Annotated in this window: 20 protein-coding genes; 8 read left to right on the top strand and 12 right to left on the bottom strand. The window is 70.9% G+C overall.

The features are described 5' to 3' along the window. Nucleotides 1-42: 42 nt before the first annotated feature. Nucleotides 43-1113, bottom strand: a complete 1071-nt coding sequence (locus ABZ463_RS39500; RefSeq protein ID WP_362784867.1) for a hypothetical protein — start codon at nucleotides 1111-1113, stop codon at nucleotides 43-45. Nucleotides 1114-1281: 168 nt separating this feature from the next. Here ABZ463_RS39500 and ABZ463_RS39505 point away from each other — a divergent pair, with 168 nt between their 5' ends. The 3 genes from ABZ463_RS39505 to ABZ463_RS39515 all read left to right on the top strand — a co-directional run bounded on the left by ABZ463_RS39505 (nucleotide 1282) and on the right by ABZ463_RS39515 (nucleotide 7115). Then, nucleotides 1282-3381, top strand: coding sequence for a M6 family metalloprotease domain-containing protein (locus ABZ463_RS39505; protein WP_362784869.1), 2100 nt, complete (start codon nucleotides 1282-1284; stop codon nucleotides 3379-3381). 225 nt (nucleotides 3382-3606) lie between these two features. After that, entirely contained in the window at nucleotides 3607-6195 is a 2589-nt protein-coding gene (locus ABZ463_RS39510) for a tetratricopeptide repeat protein (protein ID WP_352016445.1), read from the top strand. Between the two features lie 122 nt (nucleotides 6196-6317). Next, complete coding sequence (locus ABZ463_RS39515) at nucleotides 6318-7115, top strand: tyrosine-protein phosphatase (RefSeq protein WP_362784872.1); 798 nt, start codon at nucleotides 6318-6320, stop codon at nucleotides 7113-7115. Here the strand turns inward: ABZ463_RS39515 and ABZ463_RS39520 are convergent. Both ABZ463_RS39520 and ABZ463_RS39525 read right to left on the bottom strand, forming a co-directional pair. Then, a complete protein-coding gene (locus tag ABZ463_RS39520) occupies nucleotides 7112-8161 on the bottom strand; it encodes a Gfo/Idh/MocA family oxidoreductase (RefSeq protein WP_362784875.1) in 1050 nt (349 codons plus the stop codon). The two genes, ABZ463_RS39515 and ABZ463_RS39520, sit on opposite strands and share 4 nt — an antisense overlap. A 23-nt stretch (nucleotides 8162-8184) precedes the next feature. Continuing rightward, complete coding sequence (locus ABZ463_RS39525) at nucleotides 8185-9093, bottom strand: PAC2 family protein (RefSeq protein ID WP_352016476.1); 909 nt, start codon at nucleotides 9091-9093, stop codon at nucleotides 8185-8187. 104 nt (nucleotides 9094-9197) lie between these two features. Between ABZ463_RS39525 and ABZ463_RS39530 the strand changes: the two genes are divergently transcribed. Both ABZ463_RS39530 and ABZ463_RS39535 read left to right on the top strand, forming a co-directional pair. Then, on the top strand, nucleotides 9198-9599 hold the full coding sequence (locus ABZ463_RS39530) for an ankyrin repeat domain-containing protein (protein ID WP_352016442.1): 402 nt from the start codon (nucleotides 9198-9200) through the stop codon (nucleotides 9597-9599). A gap of 133 nt (nucleotides 9600-9732) precedes the next feature. Continuing rightward, the gene (locus ABZ463_RS39535) at nucleotides 9733-10644 is read left to right on the top strand and encodes a 4-epi-cubebol synthase (protein ID WP_362784878.1); all 912 of its coding nucleotides are present in this window, start codon (nucleotides 9733-9735) and stop codon (nucleotides 10642-10644) included. A gap of 9 nt (nucleotides 10645-10653) precedes the next feature. Here the strand turns inward: ABZ463_RS39535 and ABZ463_RS39540 are convergent, their stop codons facing one another. Next, a complete protein-coding gene (locus tag ABZ463_RS39540) occupies nucleotides 10654-12771 on the bottom strand; it encodes an AAA family ATPase (RefSeq protein ID WP_352016440.1) in 2118 nt (705 codons plus the stop codon). A 153-nt stretch (nucleotides 12772-12924) separates the two neighbouring features. Between ABZ463_RS39540 and ABZ463_RS39545 the strand changes: the two genes are divergently transcribed. After that, nucleotides 12925-13104 (top strand): hypothetical protein, encoded by a 180-nt coding sequence (locus tag ABZ463_RS39545; RefSeq protein ID WP_352016439.1) that lies wholly within the window; start codon nucleotides 12925-12927, stop codon nucleotides 13102-13104. Between the two features lie 13 nt (nucleotides 13105-13117). On the opposite strand, the gene ABZ463_RS39550 is transcribed toward ABZ463_RS39545, so the two are convergent. Together ABZ463_RS39550 and ABZ463_RS39555 are read right to left on the bottom strand one after the other, a co-directional pair. Next, the gene (locus ABZ463_RS39550; RefSeq protein WP_352016438.1) at nucleotides 13118-14029 is read right to left on the bottom strand and encodes an ABC transporter permease subunit; all 912 of its coding nucleotides are present in this window, start codon (nucleotides 14027-14029) and stop codon (nucleotides 13118-13120) included. Beyond that, a complete protein-coding gene (locus ABZ463_RS39555; RefSeq protein WP_362784882.1) occupies nucleotides 14026-16614 on the bottom strand; it encodes an alpha/beta fold hydrolase in 2589 nt (862 codons plus the stop codon). The genes ABZ463_RS39550 and ABZ463_RS39555 overlap by 4 nt, the downstream gene beginning before the upstream one ends. Nucleotides 16615-16799: 185 nt before the next feature. On the opposite strand from ABZ463_RS39555, the gene ABZ463_RS39560 reads away from it, so the two are divergent. Further along, entirely contained in the window at nucleotides 16800-17957 is a 1158-nt protein-coding gene (locus ABZ463_RS39560; protein ID WP_352016436.1) for a hypothetical protein, read from the top strand. Here ABZ463_RS39560 and ABZ463_RS39565 read toward each other — a convergent pair. The 3 genes from ABZ463_RS39565 to ABZ463_RS39575 all read right to left on the bottom strand — a co-directional run bounded on the left by ABZ463_RS39565 (nucleotide 17915) and on the right by ABZ463_RS39575 (nucleotide 22308). Further along, nucleotides 17915-18946 carry a CopD family protein gene (locus tag ABZ463_RS39565; RefSeq protein ID WP_362784886.1) on the bottom strand — a complete coding sequence of 344 codons (1032 nt, stop codon included), beginning with the start codon at nucleotides 18944-18946 and terminating at the stop codon, nucleotides 17915-17917. The two genes, ABZ463_RS39560 and ABZ463_RS39565, sit on opposite strands and share 43 nt — an antisense overlap. Further along, the gene (locus tag ABZ463_RS39570; protein WP_362784889.1) at nucleotides 18943-19518 is read right to left on the bottom strand and encodes a copper resistance CopC family protein; all 576 of its coding nucleotides are present in this window, start codon (nucleotides 19516-19518) and stop codon (nucleotides 18943-18945) included. The genes ABZ463_RS39565 and ABZ463_RS39570 overlap by 4 nt, the downstream gene beginning before the upstream one ends. Before the next feature lie 162 nt (nucleotides 19519-19680). Further along, on the bottom strand, nucleotides 19681-22308 hold the full coding sequence (locus tag ABZ463_RS39575) for a glycosyl hydrolase family 18 protein (protein WP_362784891.1): 2628 nt from the start codon (nucleotides 22306-22308) through the stop codon (nucleotides 19681-19683). Between the two features lie 490 nt (nucleotides 22309-22798). Between ABZ463_RS39575 and ABZ463_RS39580 the strand changes: the two genes are divergently transcribed. After that, nucleotides 22799-23683, top strand: a complete 885-nt coding sequence (locus tag ABZ463_RS39580; protein WP_362784894.1) for a DMT family transporter — start codon at nucleotides 22799-22801, stop codon at nucleotides 23681-23683. Here ABZ463_RS39580 and ABZ463_RS39585 read toward each other — a convergent pair. From ABZ463_RS39585 to ABZ463_RS39595, 3 genes are all read right to left on the bottom strand, one after another. Continuing rightward, on the bottom strand, nucleotides 23680-25023 hold the full coding sequence (locus tag ABZ463_RS39585) for a HAMP domain-containing sensor histidine kinase (RefSeq protein ID WP_352016431.1): 1344 nt from the start codon (nucleotides 25021-25023) through the stop codon (nucleotides 23680-23682). The two genes, ABZ463_RS39580 and ABZ463_RS39585, sit on opposite strands and share 4 nt — an antisense overlap. Nucleotides 25024-25194: 171 nt before the next feature. Further along, nucleotides 25195-26286, bottom strand: a complete 1092-nt coding sequence (locus ABZ463_RS39590) for a M20 family metallopeptidase (RefSeq protein WP_352016430.1) — start codon at nucleotides 26284-26286, stop codon at nucleotides 25195-25197. Next, a partial coding sequence (locus tag ABZ463_RS39595) for a membrane dipeptidase (RefSeq protein WP_362784897.1) occupies nucleotides 26283-26591 on the bottom strand: 309 nt, incomplete at its 5' end. The genes ABZ463_RS39595 and ABZ463_RS39590, both read right to left, overlap by 4 nt.

The raw sequence follows: 26591 nt of genomic DNA on the forward strand, positions 1-26591 counted from the left end.
GACACCGGGAAGCCTACGCGGGCGCACGCCCCGGACCCGGGATCAGGCCAGGCGTCTCGTGGTCTCCGCGCCTTCCGTCCCCTCGGTGAGACGCCAGCGGGGACGGCCGCCGACGAAGGTGGCCACGCAGCGGCCCGCCCCCTGACCGAGCAGGGCGGTGTAGGCCGTGCGGGCGCTCGCCTCGACCGCGAAGACGGAGAAGTCGGCGCGGCTCCCCTGGTCGAGGCAGCCGATGCGGTGCGGGCCGTTGGCCATGCCGAGCGCCCTGGCCCCGCCCGTGGTCGCCGCCTCGACGAGGATCCGGGCCAGCTCCTCCCGGCGTGCCATGGGGGCCTCGCGCAGCAGCGCCCTGGCCAGGGTCAGCGGGTCACCGCCGGTCCTGGTGCCGAAGGCGATCGCCTCGTCGCCGCCGAGCAGCCCCTCGGCGGCGAAGGGGGAGGAGATGGCCACCGCCGTACCCCTGACCCGCAGGAGTTTGCGGTCGGCCTCGTCGAGCGGCATGGAGATCGCGACATGGCAGCCGGGTCCCAGCGCCCCGACCTCGTCGAGGAAGATCAGCGGATGGCGGCCGAGCTCGATGTGCAGGCGCAGGCCGAACGTCCGCGACAGGATGGCCAGGTCCTCCATGACGACCGGGTCGGGGGAGTGGGCGGCGATGCCGACGGTCCCCGGGTGGTCGACCTCGCGGATGGCGGTGATCAGCCGGTCACGTCCCTCACGCTCCCAGGTGCCCTCGTCCGGGCAGTGTGTCTCCAGGTAGGTGATGCCGCCCATGCCGGTCGCGCCGAAGGCGGAGGCGGAGTCCAGGTCGTTCGCGACACCGGCGACCGCGGTGACGCCGTGGGCGAAGGCGGGGCCGTAGGCGCGGTCGAGTCTGAGATGGGCGTCGACCAGACCGGGGACGATCATGCCCGGCCAGCGGGTGGGGGCGACGCCGGGGAAGGCGCTCTCGATCTCTCCGCGCGGTCCGGCTCGCAGCACGCGGTTTCCCCTGACCACGACGGCGCCGTCCTCCACGGGAGGCCGGCAGAGCGGCAGGACGAGCGGCGCGGTGTGGATGGCGACCGCCGGAAGCGCACGCGCACCGGCGACGTGGCCGGCGGGCGTGGGCATAGGCACTCCTGGGTGTTTGTCCCTTTAAGAGAGATTAAGTCTAGCGACCTGATGATCTCAAACGGCCGCGCCGACGAAGTGTGGGAGATTATCTTCCTACACCTGACAGACGACCTTCCTACAGAAGTCGATTGATCGGCGCGAAAGCGATCTATAGCGTCATTTGTCGTGACTCGTCCCCCCAGGTTACTGAAAGCGTTGATCGCGGCCGTCGTGCTGCTCCCGATCGGACTCGCCGCGGCCCCCGCCTCCGCCGATCCGTCGCCCGACCCCGAGCACCCATGGCGCCTCGACCAGTGGCCCCAGACCCAGCCGTGGCAGCAGGACGAACCCGACGGTGCCGCCGCGCTGCGCGGCAGGCCCACCGGACCGCCGCCCATCGACCCGCAGAACTGGAAGAACCCGGACCACATGACGTGGGCCGACTACCGCAAGCCGCCGGGGACCAAGTGGGCCGACCCCTCGGTCAAGGGCTCGAAGCGGACCTTCCGTGGCGCGCTCGTCCTGCTCGACTACGCCAACCAGCCGTTCGTGGTCACCCAGCCCAAGGGCTCGACCGTCTTCAGGAACCCCAGCGCCGAGGCCCACGACGTCCCGCGTGACAAGGTCGCCCAGTTCTACAAGGACTTCCTCAACACCCCGAACCAGCTCAACCGGGGACACACCATTCACGAATACTGGATGGAGGACTCCGGCGGGCGCTACGGCGTCGACCTGACCGCATTCGGCCCGTACGAGATGCCCGGCAAGTCGTACGAGTACGGCATGGAGTTCCAGAGCGGCACCGGCTGCCCGGCCGGGGCGACCTGCAACAAGAACATCAGGACCGACGGGCGGGCCGCCTGGACCTCGGCCGAGGGACAGGATGTCCCCGCGGGCTTCGACTTCGTCTTCTACCTGAGCGCCGGTCAGGACGAGTCGGCCACCTGGCAGGAGTTCGGGTCGATCAAGTTCCCGACCAAGGAGGCGGTGACCGACGACTTCGGCCCGCCCGACGCCGCGCTGCCCAACTGGGCGAGGACCCGCTACGTGGACTGGACCTCCTGGGCGTCGGCCTCCTCCATCTGGCCCAACGCCGGAGGCGGCTCCTCGACCCAGGCGGAGAGCTCCGGGCAGGGCGTCTACGCCCACGAGTTCAGCCACATCCTCGGCATCGGCGACAACTACAACAACCCGTTCGGGGTGCCGCCGCGCCGCGCCTACACCGGTGTCTGGGAGATGCTCAGCCGGGGCAGCTTCAACGGCCCCGGCGGACCGCACAGCCGCTGGCTGATCCCGCCGACCTCGGGTGGCTCCATGGGCGCCCAGCACATGCTCCGCAACAAGATCAAGCTGGAGATGGTCGACGAGCGGAACGTGCTGCGCCTGTCCCGCGACGCCCTGGCCCAGTCGGGTCTCGTCGTGGCCAGGGTGACCGCGCGAGCCGTACAGCCCGGGCCGCATGACCTGTCCGGCGTCAACATCGCCTTCGGCACCGGAGACCGGAGCCCCGCCTGCGACGTCACGAAGGACCCGTTCTGCGACGGCGGCGGCTACGACAACTACACCGTCGAGGTCGTCGACCGGATGGGCGCCGACTCCTTCACCCCCGACTCGGGTGTGCTGCTGGCCAAGACCAAGAACGTGGACAGCGCGCCCTTCGAGTGGGTCGTGGACGCCAACCCGCAGGACATCGGGATGACCGACTACGTCCTGCCGGACGGCACCGCCGTACCCATCACGATCGGCGACTACCGTCAGCTGTCGGACGCCCTGTTCCACGCGGGCAGCGACTCGGGCTCCGAGTTCGAGTACGTGGACCAGGCCAACCGGCTCCACTTCTACGTCCTCGACGTGGAGCGCGACCGCAAGGGCGTCCTGTCCTACACGGTGGCGATCCGCTCCCTGGACGGCGCCGGTCCCCAGAAGCGCGGGGTACGGCTGCTGCCCGCGGCCGGGCTGCCCACGGACCGGGGACTGTCCACCTGCCGCTTCCCGCTGTTCAACACCGGCAGGAAGGCTCCCGCCCAGGGGAGCCACCCCGAGGACGTGAGCGCCTACCTCGGTGAGGACGTCTACCGCCTGTCGGCGAGCGTCGAGGGCAGGGGCTGGACGGCCACGCTGCCCAACCAGCTCGCGACCGCCGGCTTCGGCGACCGGACCCTCGTGGCCGTCAACGCCCAGCGGGCCTCGGGCGGCTCGCGCCTGGCCAAGGTCACGCTGACCGCGACCTCGGAGAGCGACCCGTCCAAGACCGCCAGGGCGACCTGTCACGTGGTCGGCCTGTGACCTGACCACCCCACGGCCTCCTCGCGAGAGGGCTCTCGCGAGGAGGCCTCTGTGTTCCGCTACACAGCGATAAATCATCAATTTTCCGAGATATCGCTCTATCGGATGATCAGTCCCTCGGTGGGCGCCCCCGTCCGCCGGGTGTCTGGTTGAATCGAGGCAGAGACGACGCGTCGGCTGAGTCGGGGGGCCGCGCCGTGGTGTGCTTCTCTCCGGAGGGTGTGAATGCCCGGTCCGCCGAAGGTGCCTGCTCGTCGTGACACCGCCTCGCCGAGGCGACGGATACCGCTGGCGGCCCCGGCGGCGCTGGCGATCGCCGCCACCGGCGCCAGCGTCCTGACGGCGCTGCCGGACGTGGTCTCCCTCTCACCGTGGTGGAGGGCCGCGATCGTCATGGTCTCCGGCATGCTGGCCGGGGCGATCGCCTGGGCGACCTCAAGACCGCGCCGGGAGGAGACCGTCGCGGACGACGGGGCGTTCTGGCGCCCGCCCGACCAGTGGCCGCCGAGGCCGGCGCACTTCACCGGGCGCGTGGAGTCACTGGCCGAACTGCGCCGGGTGTTCACCGAACGCCACCGCGACCGCTCCCGCACCGAGCCCCTCGCGCCGCTGGTCATCTCGGTGTACGGCAGAGGCGGGGTGGGCAAGTCCGCGCTCATCGCCAGGTTCGGCCAGGAGGTCGCCGACCGCTTCCCCGACGGGAGGCTCCACGCCGACCTGCGCGGCACGATCGAGGCGCCGGTCCGCCCGGAGGAGGTGCTGATCGGCTTCCTGCGCGCGCTGGGCGTGCGGCTGACCACCGACCCCGGGGGCCTGACCGAGCTGCGCAGGCTCTGGCTGACCTGGACCAAGGGCAAGCGCATCCTGATCGGCCTGGACAACGCCCAGGAGGCGAGCCAGGTCAGGGACCTGATCCCGGCCGACCCCGGATGTGTGGTCATGGTCACCTCCAGGAACCCGCTGTTCCTGCTCAACGCCTACGACAAACAGCTGTCGGTGTTCAGCTCGGCGCAGGGCGTCGAACTGCTGGCCAGGCTGGCCGGAGGCGAGCGGGTCGCCGCAGACCTTGAGGCGGCCGACGAGATCGTACGGATGTGCGACCACCTCCCGCTGGCCATCAGCATCTGCGGCGGGCGCCTGGCCACCCGGGAGAACTGGACCCTGCGCCAGCTGGCCGACCGCCTCAGGGACGAACGGCGCCGCCTGGACCAGCTCGAACTGCGCGGCGGGCAGGACCGGAGCGTGCGGGCCTCGCTCCAGCTCAGCTACGACGACTGCACCGGCATCCAGCGCCGCCTGCTGCGCATGCTCAGCCTGCTCACCGCCCCCGACGTGCCCGGCTGGGTGCCCGGAGAGCTGCTGGCGGCCTCGGAGCTTGAGGGGGCCGACCAGCTTGAGGCGCTCATCGACGCCCAGCTCGCCGACTCCGCAGGCGTCGACTTCTCCGGCGCGATGCGCTACCGCCTGCACGACCTGGTCCGGATCTTCGCTCGCGAGGTGACCTTCGCCCGTGACGACGACGTGCAGAGAAGGGCGGCCATCGAACGGGTGCTGTCCGGTTACCGACGCCGGGCCGAGGGCGCCGCGGTGGCCCGGTGGCCGCAGGACTGGGGTCGCAGCGGCAGGCGGGCGGACCTGGCCGTCTCGGGTGAGCTGACCCAGGCCTCGGCCGCCGACTGGCTCAACGCCGAGCGCCGCACCCTGGTCGCCATGATCCACCAGGCGAAGAGCCTGGAGATGTGGGAGCTGGCCTGGAGCCTGGGCCGTGCCTTCTGCTCGCTGTGCCACTCGCTGCGGGCCTACTGGTCCGACTGGCGCGCGGTCGCCGAGATCGTCTGCGAGGCCGCGACCCGGCTGGACGACCGGCGGGCCCTGGGCATCGCGCTGCTGGACCGGGCCGCGGTCGCCGGCGGGCAGGGCGGCCGCGACAGCGCCAGGCAGGACGCCGAGAGGGCACTGGACATCTTCACCGAGCTGGGGGAGTCGTGGTGGGCGGCGCGGGCGATGCGCTCGGTCGGCATGACCCTGTTCAACGACGGCAACCTCGACCGGGCCCAGGGCTACCTGAACGAGGCGATCGCCGCGTTCAAGGCGGAGGACGACCGCTGGTGGACGGCCAGGAGCCAGCGCAACCTGGCCGAGCTCAGACTCGCCCAGCGCAGGCCGGAGGAGGCCGCAGAGCCGCTTGAGGACGCCCTGGCGGTCTTCCAGCACGACCGTAACCGCTACTCGGAGGCGCAGACCCTGCGTGTCTACGGCGAGGTGCTCGGCGCGACCGCGCGGGCGCTGGAGAGCCAGGGAGAGGCCAAGGCCGCAGGGGAGAACTTCACCCGGGCCGGGTTCAGCCTGGACCGGGCCGCGGAGATGTTCCGGCTGCGCGGAGAGCTGTGGGAGGAGGCCAGGTGCCTGCGCGCGGCCGGCGAGGTGGGCAACCCGGCCAACGGACTGCGCGAGCTGATCTACGTACGGCGGGCCGCCGAGATGCTGACCGCGCTCGGCGACTCCTGGGGCGTGGCCAGGGCCGAGCTTTCCGCGGGACGCGCCCACGGCAGGCTGGGCCGTACCGGGGAGGCGCAGCAGGCGCTGACGCGGGCCGTACGGCAGTTCGAGGAACTGGGCGACCGCTGGTGGATGGCCAGGAGCCTGCGCTACCTCGGCGAGACGCACCTGGAGGCGGGCGACTGCGAGGCGGCCCTGCCCCTGCTCGAACAGGCCCAGGACATCTACCGCAGCCTCGGCAACCAGGGGGGTGTGGGCCGGGTGCTCGAACTCCTCCGCAGGGCGCAGGAGTGCCTGGGGCAGGCGACCTCCTGAGGGCGGTATTCGGCGCGACGGTATCCCGGGAAAGGACATCGCCCAATGGGGGTTGTCATTTGCGGCAATCTGCCCCAGACGTTCACTGCTTGGTCATACCTTGACGTATAAGCTCAGCAGTGATGAACGAACTGACGCGATGGATTCATCTTGACGGTGCCGTCAACGTGCGCGACCTCGGCGGGCTCGCGACGAAGGACGGCGGGACCACACGCTTCGGCCGGGTGTACCGGTCGGACAACCTGCAGGCGCTGACGGAACGCGACCTCGGCCTGCTCGTCGGCGACCTCGGACTTCGCCACGTCGTCGACCTGCGCTCGGTGGCCGAGGTGACCCTGGAGGGCCCTGGACCGCTCACCCGCTTCCCCGAGGTGAGCATCCACCATCTCACCCTCTTCGCCGAGGGCGGCGTGAACACCGACGTCGACGCCGACAGGATCGACGCGGACCGGGTGCTTCCCTGGCAGGAGATGGACGAGGACACCCTCGCCGAACTGCGGGTGACCGGCTACTACTACGGCTACCTTCGCGAGCGCCCCGACTCGGTCGTGGCCGCGCTGCGGGCCCTGGCCCACGACGACGGCGCCGCCATCGTGCACTGCGCGGCGGGCAAGGACCGCACCGGCGTGGTCACCGCCCTCGCCCTTGAGGTCGCCGGGGTCACCCGGGAGGCGATCGTCGCCGACTACGTCGCCACCGGCGACCGCATCGACCACATCCTGGCGCGCCTGCGTTCCAGCCCCACCTACCGTGCCGACCTCGACTCCCGTCCGGACTCCGACCACCGGCCGCGCGCGGAGTACATCCAGCAGTTCCTCGACGTGCTCGACAACCGGTTCGGCGGCCCGCTGACCTGGCTGGGCGCCCAGGGATGGAACGAGGACGACACCGGAGCCCTGCGCGCACGCCTGCGGGACTAGAGCCCGACGACCAGGCCCTCCGTGGCCGAGCGGCGGGCGGCCTCAAGGACGGTGAGGGTCTCGATCGCCTCCTCGGGGTCGACCGGCGCGGGCGCCCCCTCGCGCAGGCTCGCCACGACGCCACGGTAGAAGTCGAGATAGGCGCCGGGTTCGGTGCGGACCGGATGGAGGTCGTCACCGGCCCCCATCGTGCCCCACCGCTGCGGCGGCTCGTCGCCGAAGCCGGGGACGCTCGGGGAGAGCCCGGCGCGCAGCCGTTCCTCCTGCACGTCGAGACCGTGCTTGGAGTATCCGGCCCGTGAGCCCGCGACCAGGAAACGCGGGCCGGGCATGGGTGAGAGCGCGCTCATCCACAGATGGGAGCGGGCGCCCGAGACGTGCGTCAGCGCGACGAAGGTGTCGTCGTCGGCGGCGACCCCGGGCCGCCGGGCGTCGGACTCGGCGTAGACACGCGTCACCGGGCCGAGCAGGCTCAGCGCCTGGTCCACCAGATGGCTGCCGAGGTCGTACAGCAGGCCACCCACCTCCTCGGCGCCGCCCGACTCACGCCAGCCGCCCTTCGGCACGGGCCGCCACCGCTCGAACCGGGACTCCAGGCGGTTCACCGTGCCGAGCTCCCCCGACGACAGCAACCGCCGGATCGTCAGGAAGTCGCCGTCCCAGCGCCGGTTCTGGAACACGGTCAGCATCAGGCCGCGCTCACGCGCCAGCTCCGCCAGCCCCCGGGCCTGCGCCGCGGTCGCCGCCAGCGGCTTGTCGACCACGACCGGCACCCCCGCGCGCAGCGCCGCCTCGGCCAGCGGGACGTGGGTGCGGTTGGGGGAGGCGACCACCACCAGGTCGCAGACGCCCCACAGTTCCGCGGCGTCGCCGACCGCCCGCGCGCCGTACTTCCTGGCGACCTCGGCGGCCCGTTCCGGAGAGCGTGTCACCACGGCGGACAGGCTCAGGCCGGGGGTCGCGGCGATCAGCGGGGCGTGGAAGAGCGCCCCGGCGACGCCGTACCCGGCGAGACCGACGCGCAGGGCGGGCACCGTCTCACCCATCGCCGGGCACCCGCCGGGCCCGGTCAGTCACCGCGCTGCTCGTCACGCTCGGCGAGGAAGGCCTCGAACTGGGCGGCGAGCTCGTCGCCGGTCGGCATCTCGGAGGACTCGGCCATCAGGTTCTCGCGCTGCGCGCCCGCCGCGAAGGCGTCGTACTGCTGCTCCAGGCCGGTGATGGCCGTCGAGAGCTCCTCGGAGGCGCTGATCTGCTCGGCGATCTCGCTGTCGGTCCTGGCCGCCGCCTCACGCAGGCCGTCCAGCGGGAACACCAGGCCGGTGCTCCTGGTGACCGCCTCCAGCGCCGTCAGGGCCGCCGCGGGGTACTCCGCCTGGGCGAGGTAGTGCGGGACGTGCACGGCGTAACCCAGGGTGTCGTGCCCCCGGGCGCCGAGCCGGAACTCCACCAGCGCGGCCGCGCTCCCGGGGACCTGGACCCTGCCGAAGGCGCTGTTGTGGCCGGAGACCAGCTCGGGACGGCTGGCGTGGCCGGTGATCCCGAGCGGACGGGTGTGCGGCACGGCCATCGGGATGCCGTGCAGGGTCACCAGCCTGCCGATGCCGAGCCTGGTGACGAGCGTGCCGACGGCCTCGGTGAACAGCTCCCACTCGCGGTCCGGCTCGGGGCCGGTGAGCAGCAGGAACGGGGTTCCCGTCGTGTCGTGGACCAGGTGCAGGGCGAGCTCGTGGCTCTCCACGGACACCCAGCGGTCGGTGTCGAAGGTCATGATCGGGCGCCGGGACCGGTAGTCGAGCAGGCGGTCCACGTCGAACGTGGCCACGACGCGGTGCTCAAGCTCGCCCAGCAGGTGACCGAGGGCGAGCCGTCCGGCGCCGCCCGCGTCTACGAACCCGTCGAAGTGGTAGAGAAGCACCGGATCGGTCAGTTCAGGGATCTCTCCGCTGAGCCGGTAGAGATCCGTCGGGTCGAACACCGTCTCCCAGCCTTTCGTCGGTCGTCTCTCCACAGCATGAACCCCTGGGCCGTCCGGTGAATTCCACGCACCCCGGCGATCACTGGGAACCCTACCGGGGCAGAATGGTTCCCATGCAGTCCGACCCTGAGCTGGAGGAGTTCGCCACCCGCCTGTTCGACCTGGCCAGGGCTGGTGAGACCGACAGACTCCGCGCGTACGTCGAGGCCGGGGTGCCGGCCAACCTGACCAACGACAGGGGCGACACCCTGGTGATGCTCGCCGCCTACCACGGCCACGCCGAGACCGTCAGGGCGCTGACCGCCCTCGGCGCCGATCCCGGCCGGGCGAACGACCGGGGCCAGACCCCGCTGTCCGGAGCGGTCTTCAAGAAGGAGCCCGAGGTGATCAAGGCGCTTCTGGACGCGGGCGCCGATCCTGACCAGGGGACCCCGTCCGCGCGGGAGACCGCCCGGATGTTCGGCCACGAGCAGTATCTGAAATGGTTCGAACGTTACCCTGATTAGTGATGTCTCCTATATGGCGACATATTGAAATCATGTGGCGTTCGGGGATCCTTGACAGGTGGGAACTACTACTACACCTCAGTCCGATCGGCGTCTGCACATCCCCCCGCTGCCCTGCCCCTTCCCGAGTGAGGTGAGTCCCCACGTCGAGAGAGTCGACCGGGAGACCCTGGACTGGCTCATCGCCTCGGGAATGCTCAAGGACGCCGAAACGGTCGAGCGCTACAGACAGGCGAGGTACGGCTGGCTGAGTGGCCGGACCTACCCCTACGCGGAGCACGACCTGCTCCGCCTGGTGACCGACTGGTGCGTGTGGCTGTTCGCCTTCGACGACGCCTTCTGCGAGTCCGACCGCAGAGCCGCCGAGATAGCCCGCGCGCTGCCCCAGTTCTACGCCGTCCTCGAAGGACTGGACGGTGGATACGAGGTCGACGACAGATTCGCCAGGATGCTGCTGGAGATCAAGAACAGGATCTCCGCGCACGCCGACGGCGACCAGCTCGACCGCTGGTGCTCCGTCACGAAGGACTACCTCTTCGCGCAGGTCTGGGAGGCGGCCAACCGCGAGGACGAGGTGGTCCCCTCCATCGAGGACTACCTGTTCATGCGGCGCAGGACCGGTGCCATGCTCACGGTCTTCGCCCTGATCGACATCGCCGCGGGCCATCGCCTGACCCCCGCCGAGTGGCGGCACCCCGCCGTGCGCGCGATCACCGAGAGCGCCAACGACGTCGTCGTGTGGGACAACGACCTCATCTCCTACGCCAAGGAGAGCGAGAGCGGCAACGCCAGGAACAACCTGGTGAACGTGCTGGCCGTACACGGCGGGGTCTCCAGGCAGGCCGCGATGGAGCGGATCGGCATGATGCGCAACAAGGCCATAACCGACATGATCGAGCGGCGCCCCACGCTGGAGGCACTCGGCTCGGAGGCGGTGCACGCGTACGTGCGCGGCCTGGAGTTCTGGATCAGCGGAAGCGTCGACTACTCACTGACCAGTTCCCGCTACACGATGGCCTGGCGGCAGCGGATCGCCGAGGAGTGAACCGAGCGCTCAGTCCTGGGGGAGCCGGTCGTCGCTCTCCTGCTCTCCGAGTGCGAGCTCGATCAGCTCCTCCAGACCCAGCTTCTTGCCCGCGGCGAAGGCCTTCTCGTGCTCCTGCTCACCCAGCAGGCTCTTGCACTCCTTGACGCAGCGGTCGTGCTCGGCGTTGAAGAAGGGCGAACCGAGCTGGGGCATCCCGAACGTGCGCCAGTTCGCCTGGCCACCGCCCATCAGGCGCGAGGCCAGCTCCGGCTGACCGGCCTCAAGCGCCTGCCTGGCGACCACCTCGATCGCCAGGCCGATGCCCAGGACGTCGTGGAAGTAACGCTTGAGACGCAGCGCCTCACGCGCGTTCGTCATGGCCTCGGTGGTCTGGCCCATCGCCTGGTGGACGCTGGCCAGCGCGTAGATGGCGTAGGAACGCAGCCACAGCTCACCGCGCTGGGTGCACACGGTGATGCAGTCGCGCAGCAGCGTCTCGGCCTCGCCGGGGTCACCCTGCATGAGCAGCACCATCGACAGCTCGACGATCGAGGGCAGCAGACCGGGGTTCAGCTCCCGGCCGCTCTTGTGGAACTCGATGGCGACGCCGAGCAGCGCGCTGGCCTTGTGCAGGTCGTTCTGGAGGAAGGCGGCCGTGCCGAGCATCTTGGTGGCCAGGATCACCGCGCCCGAGTCGCCGACACGCACCGCGTCCGCGCTGCACTGTTCGGCCGCCGCGATGGCGCCGGTGATGTCGCCCTGGGCGCTGTGGATGTAGGAGAGCACCCACAACGCCTTGCAACGCTCGGGACTCGGCTCGGGCGAGAGCTCCAGGGTCTTCTCAAGGTAGAGCCTGCCCTCGCGCGCCAGCCCGCAGGCCACCCACATGAACCACAGCGACGACAGCAGCTTCAGCCCGGAGAGCACCTGACCCGGGGTGTTCAGGCAGTAGTCGAGGGCGACCCTGATGTTGTCGTGCTCGTGACGCATCCGGACGTGCCAGTAGACCTGACGGGGACCCGACCAGGCCTCCTCGCTCCGGTAGGCCAGCTGCAGGTAGTAGTCGCGGTGCCGTTCCCTGATGCGCTCCCGCTCGTCGAGGTGCTTGAGCCACTCCTCGCCGTAGTCGCGCAGCGTGTCGATCAGCCGGTAGCGGTGCCCGGACGGGGTGCCGTCGCTCAGCAGGATCGACTTCTCGACCAGGCTGCTGATGAGGTCCACGATCGTCTCGTGGGGAAGGTTGTCCCCGGCGCAGACGTAGTGGACGGCGTCCAGCTCGAAGTCGCCCGCGAACACCGAAAGCCGCGCCCATAACAGTCGTTCGGCGGGCTCGCACAGCTCGTGGCTCCAGCCGATCGCCGCACGCAGCGTCTGGTGCCTGGGCAGCGCCGTACGGCTGGCGCCCGCCAGCAGGCTGAACCGGTCGGCCAGCAGGTCGAGCATCTGCTCGACGGACAGCGCCCGCAGCCGCACCGCCGCCAGCTCGATGGCCAGCGGGATGCCGTCGAGACGACGGCACAGCTCGCTGACGGAGCCGACGTTGCGCTCGTCGAGCTCGAAGCCGGGCACCACCGCGCTCGCCCGCGCGGCGAACAGCAGCAGGGCCTCGTTGGTGAAGACGTTCTCGCCCGGCACGCTGCCCGGCACCGTCAGCGGCGGGACGGTGACCGTGTGCTCGCCCCTGGCGTTGAGCGAGTGACGGCTGGTCGCCAGGATGGTCAGGCCGCTCGCGCGGGTCAGCAGCTCCTCGAAGAGCTCGGCGCAGGCCGAGTCGACATGCTCGCAGGCGTCGATGACCAGCAGGACCTCGCGGTCGTTCAGCCACTCGACCAGCGCCTCCTCGGCGGAGCGCGACGACTGGTCGGCGATGCCCAGGGCCGAGTTGATCGTGTGCCTGAGCATCCTCGGGTCACGCTGCCTGGCGATGTCGGCGAACCAGACGCCGTCCTTGAACTGGTCGCGCATCTGGTGCGCGATGCGCAGCGCCGTACGCGACTTGCCGACCCCGCCGATGCCGGTCACGGTGACGAGGCGGTGCTCGCGCAGCCGTTGCCGCAGGATGGTCAGGAGCCTGGTGCGCCCGACGAAGCTGGTGAGCTCGTTCGGGAGATTGCCGTCTCGCCGCCATCCTGATGGCGCTGCCATGGCCGCCTCACGGGGGTAGCTTGACACCTGACCATCCGAATCGTACCCGTCCGGGCGGCCGGCTGTCCCTGAGGCCGCAAAGCGGGCAGGAGTTTCCCCATCCGTCAGCTCGTGGCGCGGAGGAGTCGGCGCGACGCTGGCTAGCATGGACCCGTGACTTCGCTTGAGCCCGACGACCTGCATCCCGACGATCTGCGTCCCGTCGATCTCTCCGACGACGGCCCGCCGATCCTGCCTGACCAGACAGGGGACGACACCGACATCGGCTGGGGCACCTGGCGTGAGCCCAGCGACGACGACAGGCTTCTGGAGGACCGGCCGCCCCACTGGTAGGAGCGGCCGGGGATCACGAAACCACGTCCTTGCGCCGGAACCGGCGGAAGGCGAGGGCGACCAGGACCACCGAGTAGGTGACCGAGACGGCCACGCCCTTGACCATGCCGCCGTAGTCGGGTTGCGGCGCGAGGGCGTCCAGCCACGCCGTGCTCCAGAACGTCGGCAGGAACTCCCGCAGCGAGCCGAGGGCGTCGACCGCCTGCAGGATGCCGCTGACGATCACCAGGCCGACCGCTCCGCCGACGGCGCCCAGGGGCGAGTCCGTGCCGACCGAGAGCAGGAAGGCGAGCGCGGCGACCACGAACTGGCTGACCAGCACGTAGCCGACCACGACTCCGAAGCGGGGCAGCACGTCCAGGGCGGCGACCGTCTCGCCGGTGCCCGGCACCCGCACGTCGTGCCAGCCGAACACCAGGGTCCCGGCGAGCAACGCCATCGCCGGCAGGCAGACGACCGCCGCCGCCGAGTAGGTCAGGGCGACCACCAGCTTCTGCCGCAGCAGCCGGTCGCGGGGGACCGGGGCGGCCAGCAGGTAACGCAGCGAGGACCAGCTCGCCTCACTGGCCACCGTGTCGCCGCAGAACAGCGCGACCGCCACCGCCAGCAGGAAGCTCGCCGAGACCGACAGCGCGAACGCCGCGAAGTTCAGGCCGCCCTCGGTCGCCAGGTCGGACAGGCGCGGCACCCCGGAGGGCTGACCGGACCCGGCGCCGAGCTGGAAGGCGGCCACCAGGATCCACGGCAACGCCAGCAGCAGGCCGAACATCACCAGTGTGCGGCGCCGCCTGAGCTGCCTGGCGAACTCGACCGACAGCGGCAGCGTACGGCCGGGCAGGTAACCGGCCGCCTGGCCCTCGCCCCGCCCCGGGCCCTCGGGGACCTCCTCGACCGGCGAACCGGTCCGCGTCAGGATCTCGCTCATGCCTTCTCCCCGATCAGGTCAAGGAACACGTCCTCAAGGCGGCTGCCGGAGCCGCCACCCGAGCCACCCGAGGTGTGCTCGCCCAGCAGGTCGCGCACCGGGCCCGCGGTGACCAGGCGTCCCCGGCGCATGACCACCACGTGGCTGCAGGTCTGCTCGACCTCGGCCAGCAGGTGGCTGGAGACGATGACCGTACGGCCCCGCGCCGCGTAGGCGATCAGCACCTCGCGCATCTCCCTGATCTGCGGCGGGTCGAGGCCGTTGGCCGGTTCGTCGAGCACCAGCAGGTCGGGCAGGCCGAGCATGGCCTGGGCGATGGCCAGGCGCTGGCGCATGCCCTGGGAGTAGGTCCGGACCGCCCGGTCCAGCGCGGCGCCGAGCCCGGCGATCTCCAGGGCCTCGGCGAAGTGCGCGTCGTGTTCCGGGCGGCCGGTCGCCTTCCAGTAGAGCTCCAGGTTGGCCCGTCCCGTCAGGTGCGGCAGGAAGCCGGGCCCCTCGACGAACGACCCCAGCCGCGACAGCACGGCGGCGCCGGGGGAGATCCGGTGGCCGAAGATCCTGATCTCGCCCGCGTCGGGGTGGATCAGGCCCATCATCATCCGCATGGTCGTTGTCTTTCCCGCCCCGTTCGGGCCCAGCAGGCCGAGCACCTGGCCGCGTTCCACGGTGAAGGACAGGTCGTCGACCGCCCGTTCGCCGTTGCGGTAGGCCTTGGTCAGGCCGTCGATCCGCAGCGGGACGTCGGCCAGGGACGGATCGTGGTCCGTACGGCGGCGCCTGCGCCCGGTGAGCAGCAGGACCGCGGCGGCCACGACGGCGGCTGCGGGCAGCGCCCACGTCCACCAGGACGGGCCGTTCTGCGGGGTCCGCAGCGCGGCGTCCACCGGGACGGTCAGCGTGGGCGCGGCCAGCTCCACCTGGTAGACGGCAGGGGCGGCCGGGGTGCTGTAGCCGAGGTCGGTCGTGGTGAAGGCGACCCGCAGCCGGTGCCCGGCGTCGAAGCGGTGGTCGACGGCGGGCAGCGCGACGGTGGCCTCGCCCGTACCGTCCGGGGAGAGGGCGACGCGCACCGGGGCCACCAGGCCGTCGGGCAGGATCGGGGCCTGGCCACCCGGTCCGGCGTCGTAGAGCTTGGCGAACAGCGTCACGCCCTCCTCGGAGACCTTGCCTCCGGTGCCTCCGGTGCCTCCGGTGCCCTCGGCCCGCACCCGGACCCGGACCGTCGAGCTGCCGGTGACCTGGAGCGGGGCGGTGAGCGGGGCGGAGTCGAAGTGGGCGCTCTGGCCCGCCATCTCGGTGGACAGGCTCACCCCGGGCGAACCGCCGAGGCCGCCGAACCCGGGGACGGAGGAGATCGAGGAGGGGGAGCCGCCCGGCGGGTTGGCGACCGGCTGGGCGGGCCCGGTCAGGGCGACCTGGGTCGTCGCGGCGCCGTACAGGCCGGGGTAGGCGGGGGCGGTGGCGTGCAACTGGACGGGACGGCGGGTGCCCGGGTCGCGCCCGCCGTCGCGGGTGACGGTGAACGGGACGGTGGCCTGCCCGGCATCCCCCTTCAGATAGCGGGCGAACCAGGCGGTGGTCCGCTCGTGGATCCAGTCGGCCTCGCCGTCGCCGCCGTCGTGGCCGCCGTCGAACCAGGCGACGGCCACCGGGGCGCCGGTCGCGGCCACGGCCCTGGCGTTGGCGTCGGCCTGGCCCAGGGGGAAGAGCGAGTCACGCGTCCCCTGGAGCAGCAGCGTGGGGACCTTGATCCTGCCGGGCACGGAGACGGGGCTCGACCTGCGCAGGGTCTCGATCGCCTCCGGTGTCGCCCGGCCCGTCTCGGCGATCCGCTGGTAGACGTCGCACAACTCGGGCAGGAACCGGCCGCACCTGACCTCCTGCGCGCTCGCCGGAGGCGCCTCGCCGGTGGGGGTGGCGCCCCGCAGCGGGCCGGGAGCGGGGGAGGTGCCGCCCCTGCTGAAGAACAGTCCGGCCCACATCCGCTTGAACACCCCGTTCAGCGGGCCCCGCCCGCCCGCCTCGGGGAACAGCGCGTCGGCCAGGTCGTGCCAGGTGATCTGGGGGACGATCGCGTCGATCCGGTTGTCGTACGCGGCGGCCATCAGCGCGATGGCGCCGCCGTATGAGCCTCCCGCGACGCCGACCTTCGGGTCTCCGGCCGCGTCGAGACTGACCTCGGGCCGCCTGGCCAGCCAGTCGAGGAGCTGCCGCACGTCCTTGACCTCGTAGTCGGGGGAGTTGAGCGCGATCTGTCCCGTCGAGCGGCCGAAGCCACGGGCGGACCAGGTCAGTACGGCGTAGCCCTCCCCGGCCAGCCGTACGGCCGCCTCGCGCACGCTCTCCTTGCTGCCGCCGAAGCCGTGGGCCAGCAGCACCGTGGGGGCCCTGCCACCCCCGGCGGGCGGGAAGAACGTGGCGTCCAGCGTGACCTGCTGGTCGTCACGGGGACCGTCGAGCACCGTGACGCTCTGTTCCCGGGGGTGTGTCCCCTGGGCCGACGGCCACAGGACCCAGGTGATCACGGCGGCCACCAGTACGGTGACCAGCGTGATTCCGGCGACAGGCTTGCCCGCGAGCTTCATGCGGCGAGCTTACTGAGGGCAGCCTGAGAGCGACCTGAGACGGTCCGACAGTGAGAACATAGGGGGCAAGTGGCGACAAAAGCCCCTGAAGGGTGCAAGCATCTTCGTATGGGACTAACCCCTGCCGATCTCTCAGGGATGTTCCTGATTGCGGACCAAGGTAAAGGACGGGCATCATTTCGCGCGTGAAGTTCGTCGTGAGTCCAAAACGAAGCGCCACACAGGCCATCCAGTGGGCCCTGCCCTACTGGACCAGGGGAAAAGCGGGCAGGCAGACCCCGGAGGACCTGTTCCGGGTGCTCTATTTCGGCTGGCTGGTCGCCTTCTCCTTCAAGGTCCTGGGCGCCTCCTGGGACGTCTCCTGGCACTTCAAGTGGCTCCGTGACGACCTGGCGCCGCCGCACCTGCTCAACAGCGTCGGCACCGCCATCGCGCTCACGCTCACGATCATCCACCTCTACACCGGTTACGGCGTGGACAGGACCGCGCAGCGGCTCATCGGCTGGGGAACCGCGGTCTTCCTCATCGCCGTCCCGCTGGACCTGATCAACCACCGCGTCAACGGGCTCGACATCACCTCGTGGAGCCCGTCGCACATGATGCTCTACATCGGCACGCTGCTGATGGTCTCCGGTGTGACCAGGGGATGGTTCACGGGGGCGCCTCCCGGGCGCACCCGCACACTGGTCCTCGGCGCCCTGGGCGTCTTCCTGCTGGAGAACGTCTGGTTCCCGGCCCAGCACCAGGAGTACGGCGTGTTCGGCATCGCCGCCTGGGACCGGGGCCGGCCCGAGGCCGAACCCATCCTGCTGCAGTTCGCCGCCGACCAGATGGGCCGCGCCATTGACCGGGACATGGTGGTCAAGTTCTCGCTCCCGGTGCCGGACGAGCTCTACCCGGTCTACGGGGTGGCCGCGGCCATGATCGTCCTGGTCGTCGCCCGCGCGATGACGGGACGCGTCCTCACCGCGACCGCCGTCGCCGCCTCCTACGTCGCCTACCGCGCCGTCATCTGGCCGCTGCTCGCCGTGACGGGCTTCCCGCGCTCGGCGGTGCCCGTCTTCCTGATCGCCGGGGCGCTCATGGTCGACCTGGCGTTCCTGATCAGGAACCCGGTGCTGCGGGCGCTGGCCGGATCGCTCGCGGTCACCGTCGTAGTGGGCCAGGCGCTGCGCCTGCAGAGCGCCGCCTACCTCACCCCGCCGCTGGTCTCACCGATGGTCCTGGCGGCGGGCGGGGTCCTGCTGGCGGTGCTCTGGCTGGGCGCCGAGTGGGCGCTGACCCGCTTCAGGCTCCGGGCTCAGGACATGGAGGCCGTGGTCAGGGCGACCGCGAACCCGTAGGCCAGACCCATCACGGTGAGTTCCGCCGCCGCCCACGCGACGACGGCCGTCCCCTGCCGCGCGGCGATGCGCGGCAGCAGGCGGAACCTGATGTGGGCGGCGAACGGGATCAGCAGCCCCACGCACACGGCCTTGGCGATCACCAGCAGCCCGTAGTGCCCGTCGAGCAGGGCCCCGGGCAACTCGACCCCCTGGGTCAGGGCCATCGAGGCCAGGCCGTTGACCAGCCCGGAGACGCTCACCAGCACCAGGGCCAGCGTCGCCAGCCTGGAGAACCTGGGCAGGACCCCGGCCAGCAGCTCACGGTCCCGCGCGACCAGCAGCATGATGACCAGCAGCCCGCCGGTCCACGCGGCGGAGCCCATCACGTGCAGCTCCATCGAGATCATGATCGGGTCGTGCCATATCGAGTTCACCGCGTGCCCGGTGACGGGGATCGGCAGCAGCCCGAAGAAGGCGATCACGATCCGCAGCTCGGCGGGCACCTTCTCCCCGAACCGTACGGCCAGCAGCCCGACGCCCGCGTAGGCGAGGGCGCAGGCGGCGCTGAAGAGCATCCCCTGGCCCGCGCCGACCTCGCTGACGTATGAGGCGATCACGGCCGGGGTGGGGACGGCCCCCGGGTTGAGCTGGGCCGTCTGGAAGACGATGACGACCAGCGCCAGCACCGCCCACGCCCAGGCGAACGTCACCGCGGCCGGTCTGGCCCTGCGCATCACCGGTTCGGTGCGCTCGGGGTCGTCGAAGCCGAGGATCCTCGGCAGCACGCTGAGCCCGACGACCGCCACCGCCGCCAGGTCGAGCAGCACCCGCAGCACGGGCAGGCCGTACTCGACGACCGGGCCGGGCACGGCGATGCCCGGCACGGCGGCCTCCGCGGTCAGCGTCGTCGCGGCCAGTACGGCCAGCAGCGCGCCGGAGACGAAGCCACCGGCCACCAGCCTCCTGACCGATCCGGCCTCCGAGGAGCGCTCCAGCGTCGCGGTCACCGGGTCTCCTCCCGTCCTCCGCTGCGGCGCATCGCGACGACGGTCGCACCGCCGAGCAGGACGAGGGCGGCCACGATCCACAGCACGGCCATCCCGGCGCCGCCGTTCTGCGCGGCCTCGGCGGCCTGGGCGCTCAGGTCGAGCTCCTGGGCCGGGGCGCCGGAGGCCTCAGAGGCACCTGGGGCGGCCTGCGCGGGGGAGCCGGTGCCGGCCGCGGTCAGGGTGAAGGTCACCTTGTCAGAGACCGGGTGGCCGTCAGAGGACAGGATGCGGTAGCCCACCACGTACTGCCCGGCGGGGCCGAGCGGCCTGACCCCGACGCTCACCTTCGCGCCGGAGACGGCGGTCTTGCCCTCCTCCCAGCGGGTCTCGCCGGGACCGGTCACGCTGATCTGCGCGAAGCCCTGCCGTACCGGCTGGTCGAAGGTCAGGGTGATCCGCCCGGGGGCCGTGGCCAGCGAGGCGCCGTCCTCGGGGTCGCTGCCGACCAGGATGTTGTGGGCCCGCGCCGGGGTGACCACGCTCAGGAGCACGGTGCCCGTGAGCAGCAGGACAGTCAGTAGCCGCCTCACCGATCGTGGCCTTCCTGTGGGTTCGTCGTGTTCCGGTAATGCTCCCATCTTGGTGGGCGGGGGCGGGAATCGGCCACGGAACAGCCGCAGGCGGCGGAAAAGACGGGGGCGCCCGGCGATCCGTGGCAGGAATGGATCGCCGGGCGCCGATGGGAGAGGTGGCTAGTTCAGGCGCTGCCAGAGCGCGGGCACGTTCGTGGGCTCCCATCCCACGGCGGAGGTGTGCGCCTGGCGGCACTCGTAGTTGACGCCCGAGAAGGTGACCCGGGTGCCGGAGGAGTAGGACGTCCCCGCCTTCCAGGCCGGGTAGTTCCCGGTCGGGGTGACCGTCGGGGTGACAGTGGGCGTCACGGTGGGCGTAACGGTCGGGGTGACGGTGGGCGTCACGGTCGGGGTGACCGTCGGGGTCACGGTGGGCGTCACCGTCGGGGTGACGGTGGGCGTCACGGTGGGCGTCACGGTCGGGGTGACGGTGGGCGTGACGGTCGGAGTGGGGGTCGCGCAGACGCCGAGGTCGGTCCAGACGGAGTTGGTGCCCGGCTCGTTGTTCTGGGTCCACCACTTGGCCTGCCACAGGTGACCCTTGTGCGAGACCTTGGCGCCGCCGTTGTAGACCTCACCGGCCGACCACGGGGGAGCCGAGCAGTCGCCGCCGGGGCCGCCGCTGCCGGTCGGCGTCGGCGTCGGGTTGACCACCACGCCGCCGCGGGCGTAGTCACCGGTCAGGCCGTAGGTCTTGCCGCCGAAGCTCACGGTGAAGTTGGCCGGGGCCGGGGCGGGCAGGTAGTAGACGTAGTCCATGCTCAGCGACGCGCCGGGCGCCAGCGACTCGTTGGCCTTCAGCTTGAAGGAGATCCGGTTGAAGTCGCCCTTCAGGCCGCCGATGTTGTTGCCGCCGCCGTGCTCGCTGCTGATCACGGTCAGGCCGTAGCCGGACTGGTCCTTGGCCGTCTTCGGAGCGGAGCTGGCGTAGTCCCACTGGAACTCGGCGCCGCCGGGGATCGTGGTCTTGGAGTTGTTGGTGACCTTCAGCTTGCCGGTGATCGGGTAGTTGCTGTCACCGGAGGGGAACCCGCTGATGTCCACGCTCACGTCGAGCTTCTCGTTGGGGATGCTGACCTTCGCCCGGGTCGCGCCGTACGGCGTGGCCGTCTTGAAGGCGTCGTAGACCTGGCTGGTGAGCGTGTTGCCCATGAACCACTCGCCCTTGGCGGAGTCCCAGGCGTAGTCGCCGGCCAACTCCCAGATCATCAGGCCGCCGATGCCCTTGTCCTTGACGTAGTTGGCCTTGACGCCGATGGACTGGTCGTCCTCCATGGACAGGAAGACCTTCTTGCTGTCGTTCCACAGCCAGGGCGCGACCAGGGTCGGGTTGTAGTTGCGGGTGTAGGTGCCGGTCAGCTTGTCGTCGGCCTTGTTGGGGTCGAGACCGTAGGCGGGGCCGTACGATCCGGCGCGGCCGTCCAGCAGGTTCTTGGCGTGCCAGAGCGGGTTGCCGCCGCCGCCGACCTCGCTGTTGTTCTCCAGGTCGTGCCAGAGGTTGTCGATGCCGCGCGCGCCGTCACCACAGGTGGTCAGGCCGATCGGGCAGCCGCTGGTGCTCTTGGAGATGCCCCACAGGCCGTTGGTGCCGCCGGTGACGTTGCGCCATCCCCGGGTGTAGTACGGCACGCCGATGTTGATCCGGCCCGCCTGCATCGCACCGCGGAAGTAGTGGTAGGCCCAGTCGGTGTTGAGGTAGCCGATGCCGCCGTACGCCTCGGTGTTGTAGACGTTCCACTTGGCCAGCTCGGCGTCCTTGCCGTCGTCGTAGAGGGCCGCGTTCGGGCCGACGAACTCGTTCCAGGCGCCGTGCAGGTCGTAGGACATGATGTTGACGTAGTCCAGGTACTGGGTGACCTGGAAGGTCTCCATGCCGCGCAGCAGGTAGCCGGAGGAGGGCGCGGCGACCGAGAGCAGGTAGTACTTGCCGTCGGCGGCCGAGGCCGCGTTGAGCTTGTCACGCAGCGTCTTCATCAGCACCGCGTAGTTCTTCATCAGCGAGGCGCGGCGGGCGTTGCCGACCTGCCAGTCGAGCGGGTTGCCCGCGTCCTTCATCGACGTCGGGTACTCGTAGTCGATGTCGACGCCGTTGAAGCCGTACTTCCTGATGAAGGCGACCGAGGAGTCGGCGAAGGCGTTGATCCCGGCCGTGTTGGCCGAGCCGTCGGCGTTGGTGGTCATCGTGTAGAAGCCACCCGACGGCTTGCGCTCGCCCGTGTCGTCGATGTACCCGCCGGTCTCCGCCCAGCCGCCGACGCTGATCAGCGTTTTGACGTTCGGGTTGGCCTTCTTGTACTTGTTCAGCAGGTTGAAGTGCCCCTTGTAGGGCAGCGCCGGGTCCATGGTGTCGATCCCCGGCCACTCCATGCCGGTGGAGGGGTTGTCGGCCCCGTCACCGCCGACCGAGATCTTGTTGTCCGCGCCAACGTGCGCGAACGCGTAGTTGATGTGGGTGACCTTGTCCCAGGGGATGTTCTTGGCCAGGTAGGAGGGCTGGCCGTTCTTGCCGGTCCGCCAGCTCGTGAAGTAGCCGATGATGCGGCGCGGGTGGTCCGCGCCCATCTTCTCCCGGCCCGACTCGTCGTAGACCTGGCAGTAGGGCACGTCGAGGCCCGGGGTGGTGTAGAGACCGTCGGGGCGGCACGACGTGTCGTCGGCCGCGGCGGTGGCCGTGCCTGCGAGCGCGCAGGCGATCAGGGCGAACGACGCACCGGCCGCCGCGAGGCCCGCGCGTAAGCGTGAGGACATGGGAGAGCTACCTCCGAATGAGGAAACACAGCAGTTACCCCAACCCCGAGGCCCCCCACGGGTTGTTGATTTTGGAAACTATGCGCTCCCACCAGGTCCGTCAATGCTTTCTTTTAAGAAAGTTTCCTGATAGTTAGTTGGGGGTGGCTCTGCTGGGCCACGACGGGCCACGGCCTGTCCCCCGTGACCGCGCCGTCCAACGACCTCGGACCCGCGTGGAGCGCCGGGACGGCCCGTGCCCGTGTCCAGTGGATTCGCGCTCCGGGAAACCCCCGGCGACTCCGGCGGCCCTCCGGCTCGGTACCCCCGTGACCGGACGGGCCGCGTTCAACGTTCTCCGCGCCGAGGGGCGCCCGAGGGGCGGTCGGGGGTTGAGGGGTGACAGGACCCTTACTCCGGGGTGAGGTCATTCACTCAACGTGGTATTCGGGCCACTCCACCACGGACTACGCGTCCCTCCGGTAGCTGGGCGTAATGGAATGCTGCTGGCATGGCAGCGGTCTCCGCTCCCCGCCCCCTCATGGGAGCCGTGCTTCTGTTGTTCGTCAGCGCCGCCTGGGGGTCGGCCTTCCCGCTGATGAAGGACCTCATGGCCCGCGTACCCGTCGCGGACCTGCTCACCGAGCGCTACGCCGTCGCCGCGATCGTCCTGCTCGCCCTGCGGCCACGCTGCCTGCGCGGCCTGCCGGAGAAGACCTGGCTGACCGGCGTCCTGCTCGGCCTGATGTTCGGTGTGGGACAGACGGCGCAGGCGATCGCGCTGCACGACCTGCCCTCGTCGGTCTCCGGGTTCACCGTCGGCTCCTACGTGGTGATCACCCCGGTCCTCGGGCTGATCCTGCTCGGCGCGGAGGTCCCCTTCCGCACCTGGGTCGCGGTCGCGCTGGCCACCGCCGCGATGACGATCTTCACCCTGCTCAGGGGGGCGGAGGGCGGGTCGGTACCGCTGCTCGCCCTGGCCGTCACGCTGCTGTCGGCCGTGCTGTACGCGGGACACACCCTCGTGCTCGGCGACTTCGAGGGCGCCGGACGCGACGCCTACGCCCTCGCGGTGATCCAGCTCGGCGTCATCGCGCTCATGACCGGGGTGCTGGCCGTGCCCGACGGCCTCACCCTGCCCCGGACCGCCGCCGACTGGGCCGCCATGGCCCACCTGTCGGTCGTGGCCTGCGCCCTGGGGTTCCTGGCGCGCTCCTTCGGCCAGGCCCACGTGCCCGCCGCGCCCGCCGCGGTGATCCTGTCCGCCCAGCCCCTCTGGGTCACCGCCCTGGCCATCACCCTGTACGGCGAACGCCTCACCTGGACCGTCCTGGTCGGCGGCGGCCTGATCGCCCTGGCCATGCTCCTGGTCCTGGTGCCCCGCCGGGCCCGTTAACGGCTGAGGGGAAGGCGCAGGACGAACCGGGCACCCCGCTCGCTCTCCTCGATCACCAGGGTTCCGCCGTGCGCCTCGGCGACCTCCCTGGCGATGGGCAGCCCCAGCCCGGTGCCCCCGGCGTCCCTGTTACGTGAGGCGTCGAGCCGGGCGAAGCGGCGGAAGACCACCTCCCACTGGTCACGGGCGATCCCCGCGCCGTCGTCGAGCACCTCGAGCACGGCCGTGTCCCCCCGGGCGGCCACGGTCACCGTGACCCGCGAGGTCGCGTGCCGTTCCGCGTTGTCCAGCAGGTTCGTCAGCAGCCGCACCAGCCGCAGGCGGCTGCCCTGCACCACGACGCCGGGCTCCGCGCGGCAGTTCATCTCGACACCGCGCCTGCGGCGGGTCATCTCCTCCCGGCACAGCTCGCCCAGGTCGACCGGCTGGCGGGCCATGGGCGCGCCGGAGTCGAGCCTGGCCAGCATCAGCAGGTCGGAGACGATGGCCTGGAGCCGGTCCAGGCTGGCGAGCATCTCCCCGGCCTTCGCCTTCCAGTCGGTGTCCTCCGGGTAGTGCAGTGCCTCCTCCACCTGCGCCCGCATCGCGGTCAGCGGGCTGCGCAGGTCGTGCGAGGCGTCCGAGGCGAACCTGCGCTGCTGCTCGGCCGCCGCCTCAAGCCGGTCGAGCGTCTGGTTGATCGTGATGGCCAGCTGTTTGATCTCCCCCGAGTCGGACGGGACGGGCACCCGGCGGCCGAGGTCGGTCGCGGTGATCTCCGCCAGTTCGCCTCTGATCGAGTCCACCGGGGCCAGCGCCCTGTTGACCGTCTGGTAGGCGCCGACCCCGGCCAGCAGCACCAGCGTCACGCTGACGCCGACGATGCCGGCGAACAGGCCGGGATGGACGTACCAGGGAACGACGTCGTCGGCGGCGTAGATGATCCAGTCGCCGCCCGCCTGGTGGACCCGGAAGGCCACGACGACCATGCACCTGCCGGGGAACTCGGGGCTGTCGCACACCTGCCTGTCCGCGCTGACCTCTCCCGGCGGGGGGACGAAGTTCGCCATCCGCGGCTTTCCGTGCAGGTTGGGCGTCGAGGACAGGACCTGGCCCGACGGGTCGAGCACCTGGACGCCGTCCAGGGTCCCCTGGGGCAGCCCGGCGGGTAACTGCTCCCGGACGGTCAGGTTGATGGTCTCCAGGGCGGCGTTGGCGATCTCCTGGGCCCGGAAACTGCCCGCCAGGCCGTACAGGGAGAAGGTGGCGACCAGGGCGAGGGTGAGGCCGGACAGGGCGGCCACGGTGACGGCGATCAGTGTCAACCGGGTCCGCACCGACCAGGCGCCCTTGGTGACCACGCCAGCTTCCCCCGAGGTCCGACGATCTTCCTAGGCGGACTAATTGCCATTTCCTGGCCATTCATGGCCAAGGAGGGGCAAAGTTCCGAACCCCTTCCATTGCGGAGTGTTGGTCCGCGCGGAGGGCCGTGGGGGACGGCCCGGCACGGCGGCCCAGGGATCGCGGGCCCGTCAGACGGTTTCGTTCTTCAGCACGGAGGTGATCAGCCCGGCCAGCAGTCTCGTCCGCGCGGGCATCTCCCCGACGATCACGTGCTCGTGCGGCGCGTGCGCGCCGCCGCCGACCGCGCCGAGCCCGTCGAGCGTCGGGCAGCCGACCCCGGCGGTGAAGTTGCCGTCCGAGGCGCCGCCGACCGCGGCCCCGCGCAGCGGCTCCATGCCGAGATCCGCGGCGATCGCGCAGGCCAGCTCGAACAGCCGCGCCGAGGACGTCTCCTCAAGCGGAGGACGGTTCGGCCCCCCGCTCACCTCGATCCGCGCCCCGGGAACCCGGGGGAGCAGCTCACGGACCAGCCGGTCGATCCGGTCCTGCTCGGCGACGCTCGGCACCCGCACGTCCACGGAGACCCCCGCGGTCGCGGGCACCGTGTTGACCGTGGTCCCGCCGGACAGCACGGTCGGGGTCACCGTCGTCGGCCCCTCGCCCATCGTGCTGAGCGCCAGGATCTGGTGGGCCAGCTCGATTCCGGCGTTGACCCCCTTCTCCGGTTCGAGACCCGCGTGGGCGGCCCTGCCGTGCACGGTGATCCGGTAGTCGGAGGTGCCCTTGCGCGCGGTCTTGAGCGCGCCGCCGTCCGCGCTCGCCTCAAGGACGAAGGTCGCGGCGCACCCGCGCGCCGACTCCTCGATCAGCTCGCGCGAGGTCTGCGAACCGACCTCCTCGTCCCCGGTCACCAGCACGCACACCCCCTCGGGTGAGGGCAGGGAGGCCAGGGCGTGGAAGGTCTGCACCAGCCCGGCCTTCATGTCGAAGACACCGGGACCCCGGGCGATCCCGTCGTCGAGCGACCACGGGTGCTCACGCAGCGTGCCGATCGGCCAGACGGTGTCGTGGTGGCCGACCAGCAGGACCCTGGGCGTGCCGAAGGTCCAGCGCAGGTGGGGGACACCGCCGATCACGATCGTCTCGGGGCGCGCGCCGAGCCTTCTGAACCCCTGGTCCGCGACCACGGCGGCACTGCGGGCCAGTGCCTCGTGGTCGGCGGAGAAGGATTCACAGACGACGAGTTCCTCCAGGTCGTCGAGCATCAGATCGAGGTTCATGCGGGCCTTCCCAGTTCGGAGCGGAACAACCGCAGGACATTGTCGCCGAGGATCTTGACGATCTCTTCGTCCGAGAATCCATGTTTGAGCAGGGTTTCTGTCACCAGAGGCAAACCGGAGGGTCCGGCCAGGCCGGGGATGGCGGCTGTGGCGTCGAGTCCGTCGGGGGCGGTGTCCTCGCAGCAGGGTGGGGTGGTGTCGTGGATGACCTCGCGGACGAAGTCGGGGCCGAGGCCGACGTGGTCGATGCCGGCGATGGCGGCGATGTGGGCGATGTGGTCGATGAGGCGGTCGAGGGTGTGGTG

This window comes from Streptosporangium sp. NPDC020145, from assembly GCF_040631275.1.
Taxonomy (GTDB): domain Bacteria; phylum Actinomycetota; class Actinomycetes; order Streptosporangiales; family Streptosporangiaceae; genus Streptosporangium.

Bases quoted from the DNA above. Each gene is read 5' to 3' on its own strand.
- ABZ463_RS39500 (WP_362784867.1), bottom strand. From the start codon at position 1,113: ATGCCCACGCCCGCCGGCCACGTCGCCGGTGCGCGTGCGCTTCCGGCG.
- ABZ463_RS39510 (WP_352016445.1), top strand. From the start codon at position 3,607: ATGCCCGGTCCGCCGAAGGTGCCTGCTCGTCGTGACACCGCCTCGCCG.
- ABZ463_RS39515 (WP_362784872.1), top strand. From the start codon at position 6,318: ATGAACGAACTGACGCGATGGATTCATCTTGACGGTGCCGTCAACGTG.
- ABZ463_RS39520 (WP_362784875.1), bottom strand. From the start codon at position 8,161: ATGGGTGAGACGGTGCCCGCCCTGCGCGTCGGTCTCGCCGGGTACGGC.
- ABZ463_RS39530 (WP_352016442.1), top strand. From the start codon at position 9,198: ATGGTTCCCATGCAGTCCGACCCTGAGCTGGAGGAGTTCGCCACCCGC.
- ABZ463_RS39540 (WP_352016440.1), bottom strand. From the start codon at position 12,771: ATGGCAGCGCCATCAGGATGGCGGCGAGACGGCAATCTCCCGAACGAG.
- ABZ463_RS39550 (WP_352016438.1), bottom strand. From the start codon at position 14,029: ATGAGCGAGATCCTGACGCGGACCGGTTCGCCGGTCGAGGAGGTCCCC.
- ABZ463_RS39555 (WP_362784882.1), bottom strand. From the start codon at position 16,614: ATGAAGCTCGCGGGCAAGCCTGTCGCCGGAATCACGCTGGTCACCGTA.
- ABZ463_RS39575 (WP_362784891.1), bottom strand. From the start codon at position 22,308: ATGTCCTCACGCTTACGCGCGGGCCTCGCGGCGGCCGGTGCGTCGTTC.
- ABZ463_RS39580 (WP_362784894.1), top strand. From the start codon at position 22,799: ATGGCAGCGGTCTCCGCTCCCCGCCCCCTCATGGGAGCCGTGCTTCTG.
- ABZ463_RS39590 (WP_352016430.1), bottom strand. From the start codon at position 26,286: ATGAACCTCGATCTGATGCTCGACGACCTGGAGGAACTCGTCGTCTGT.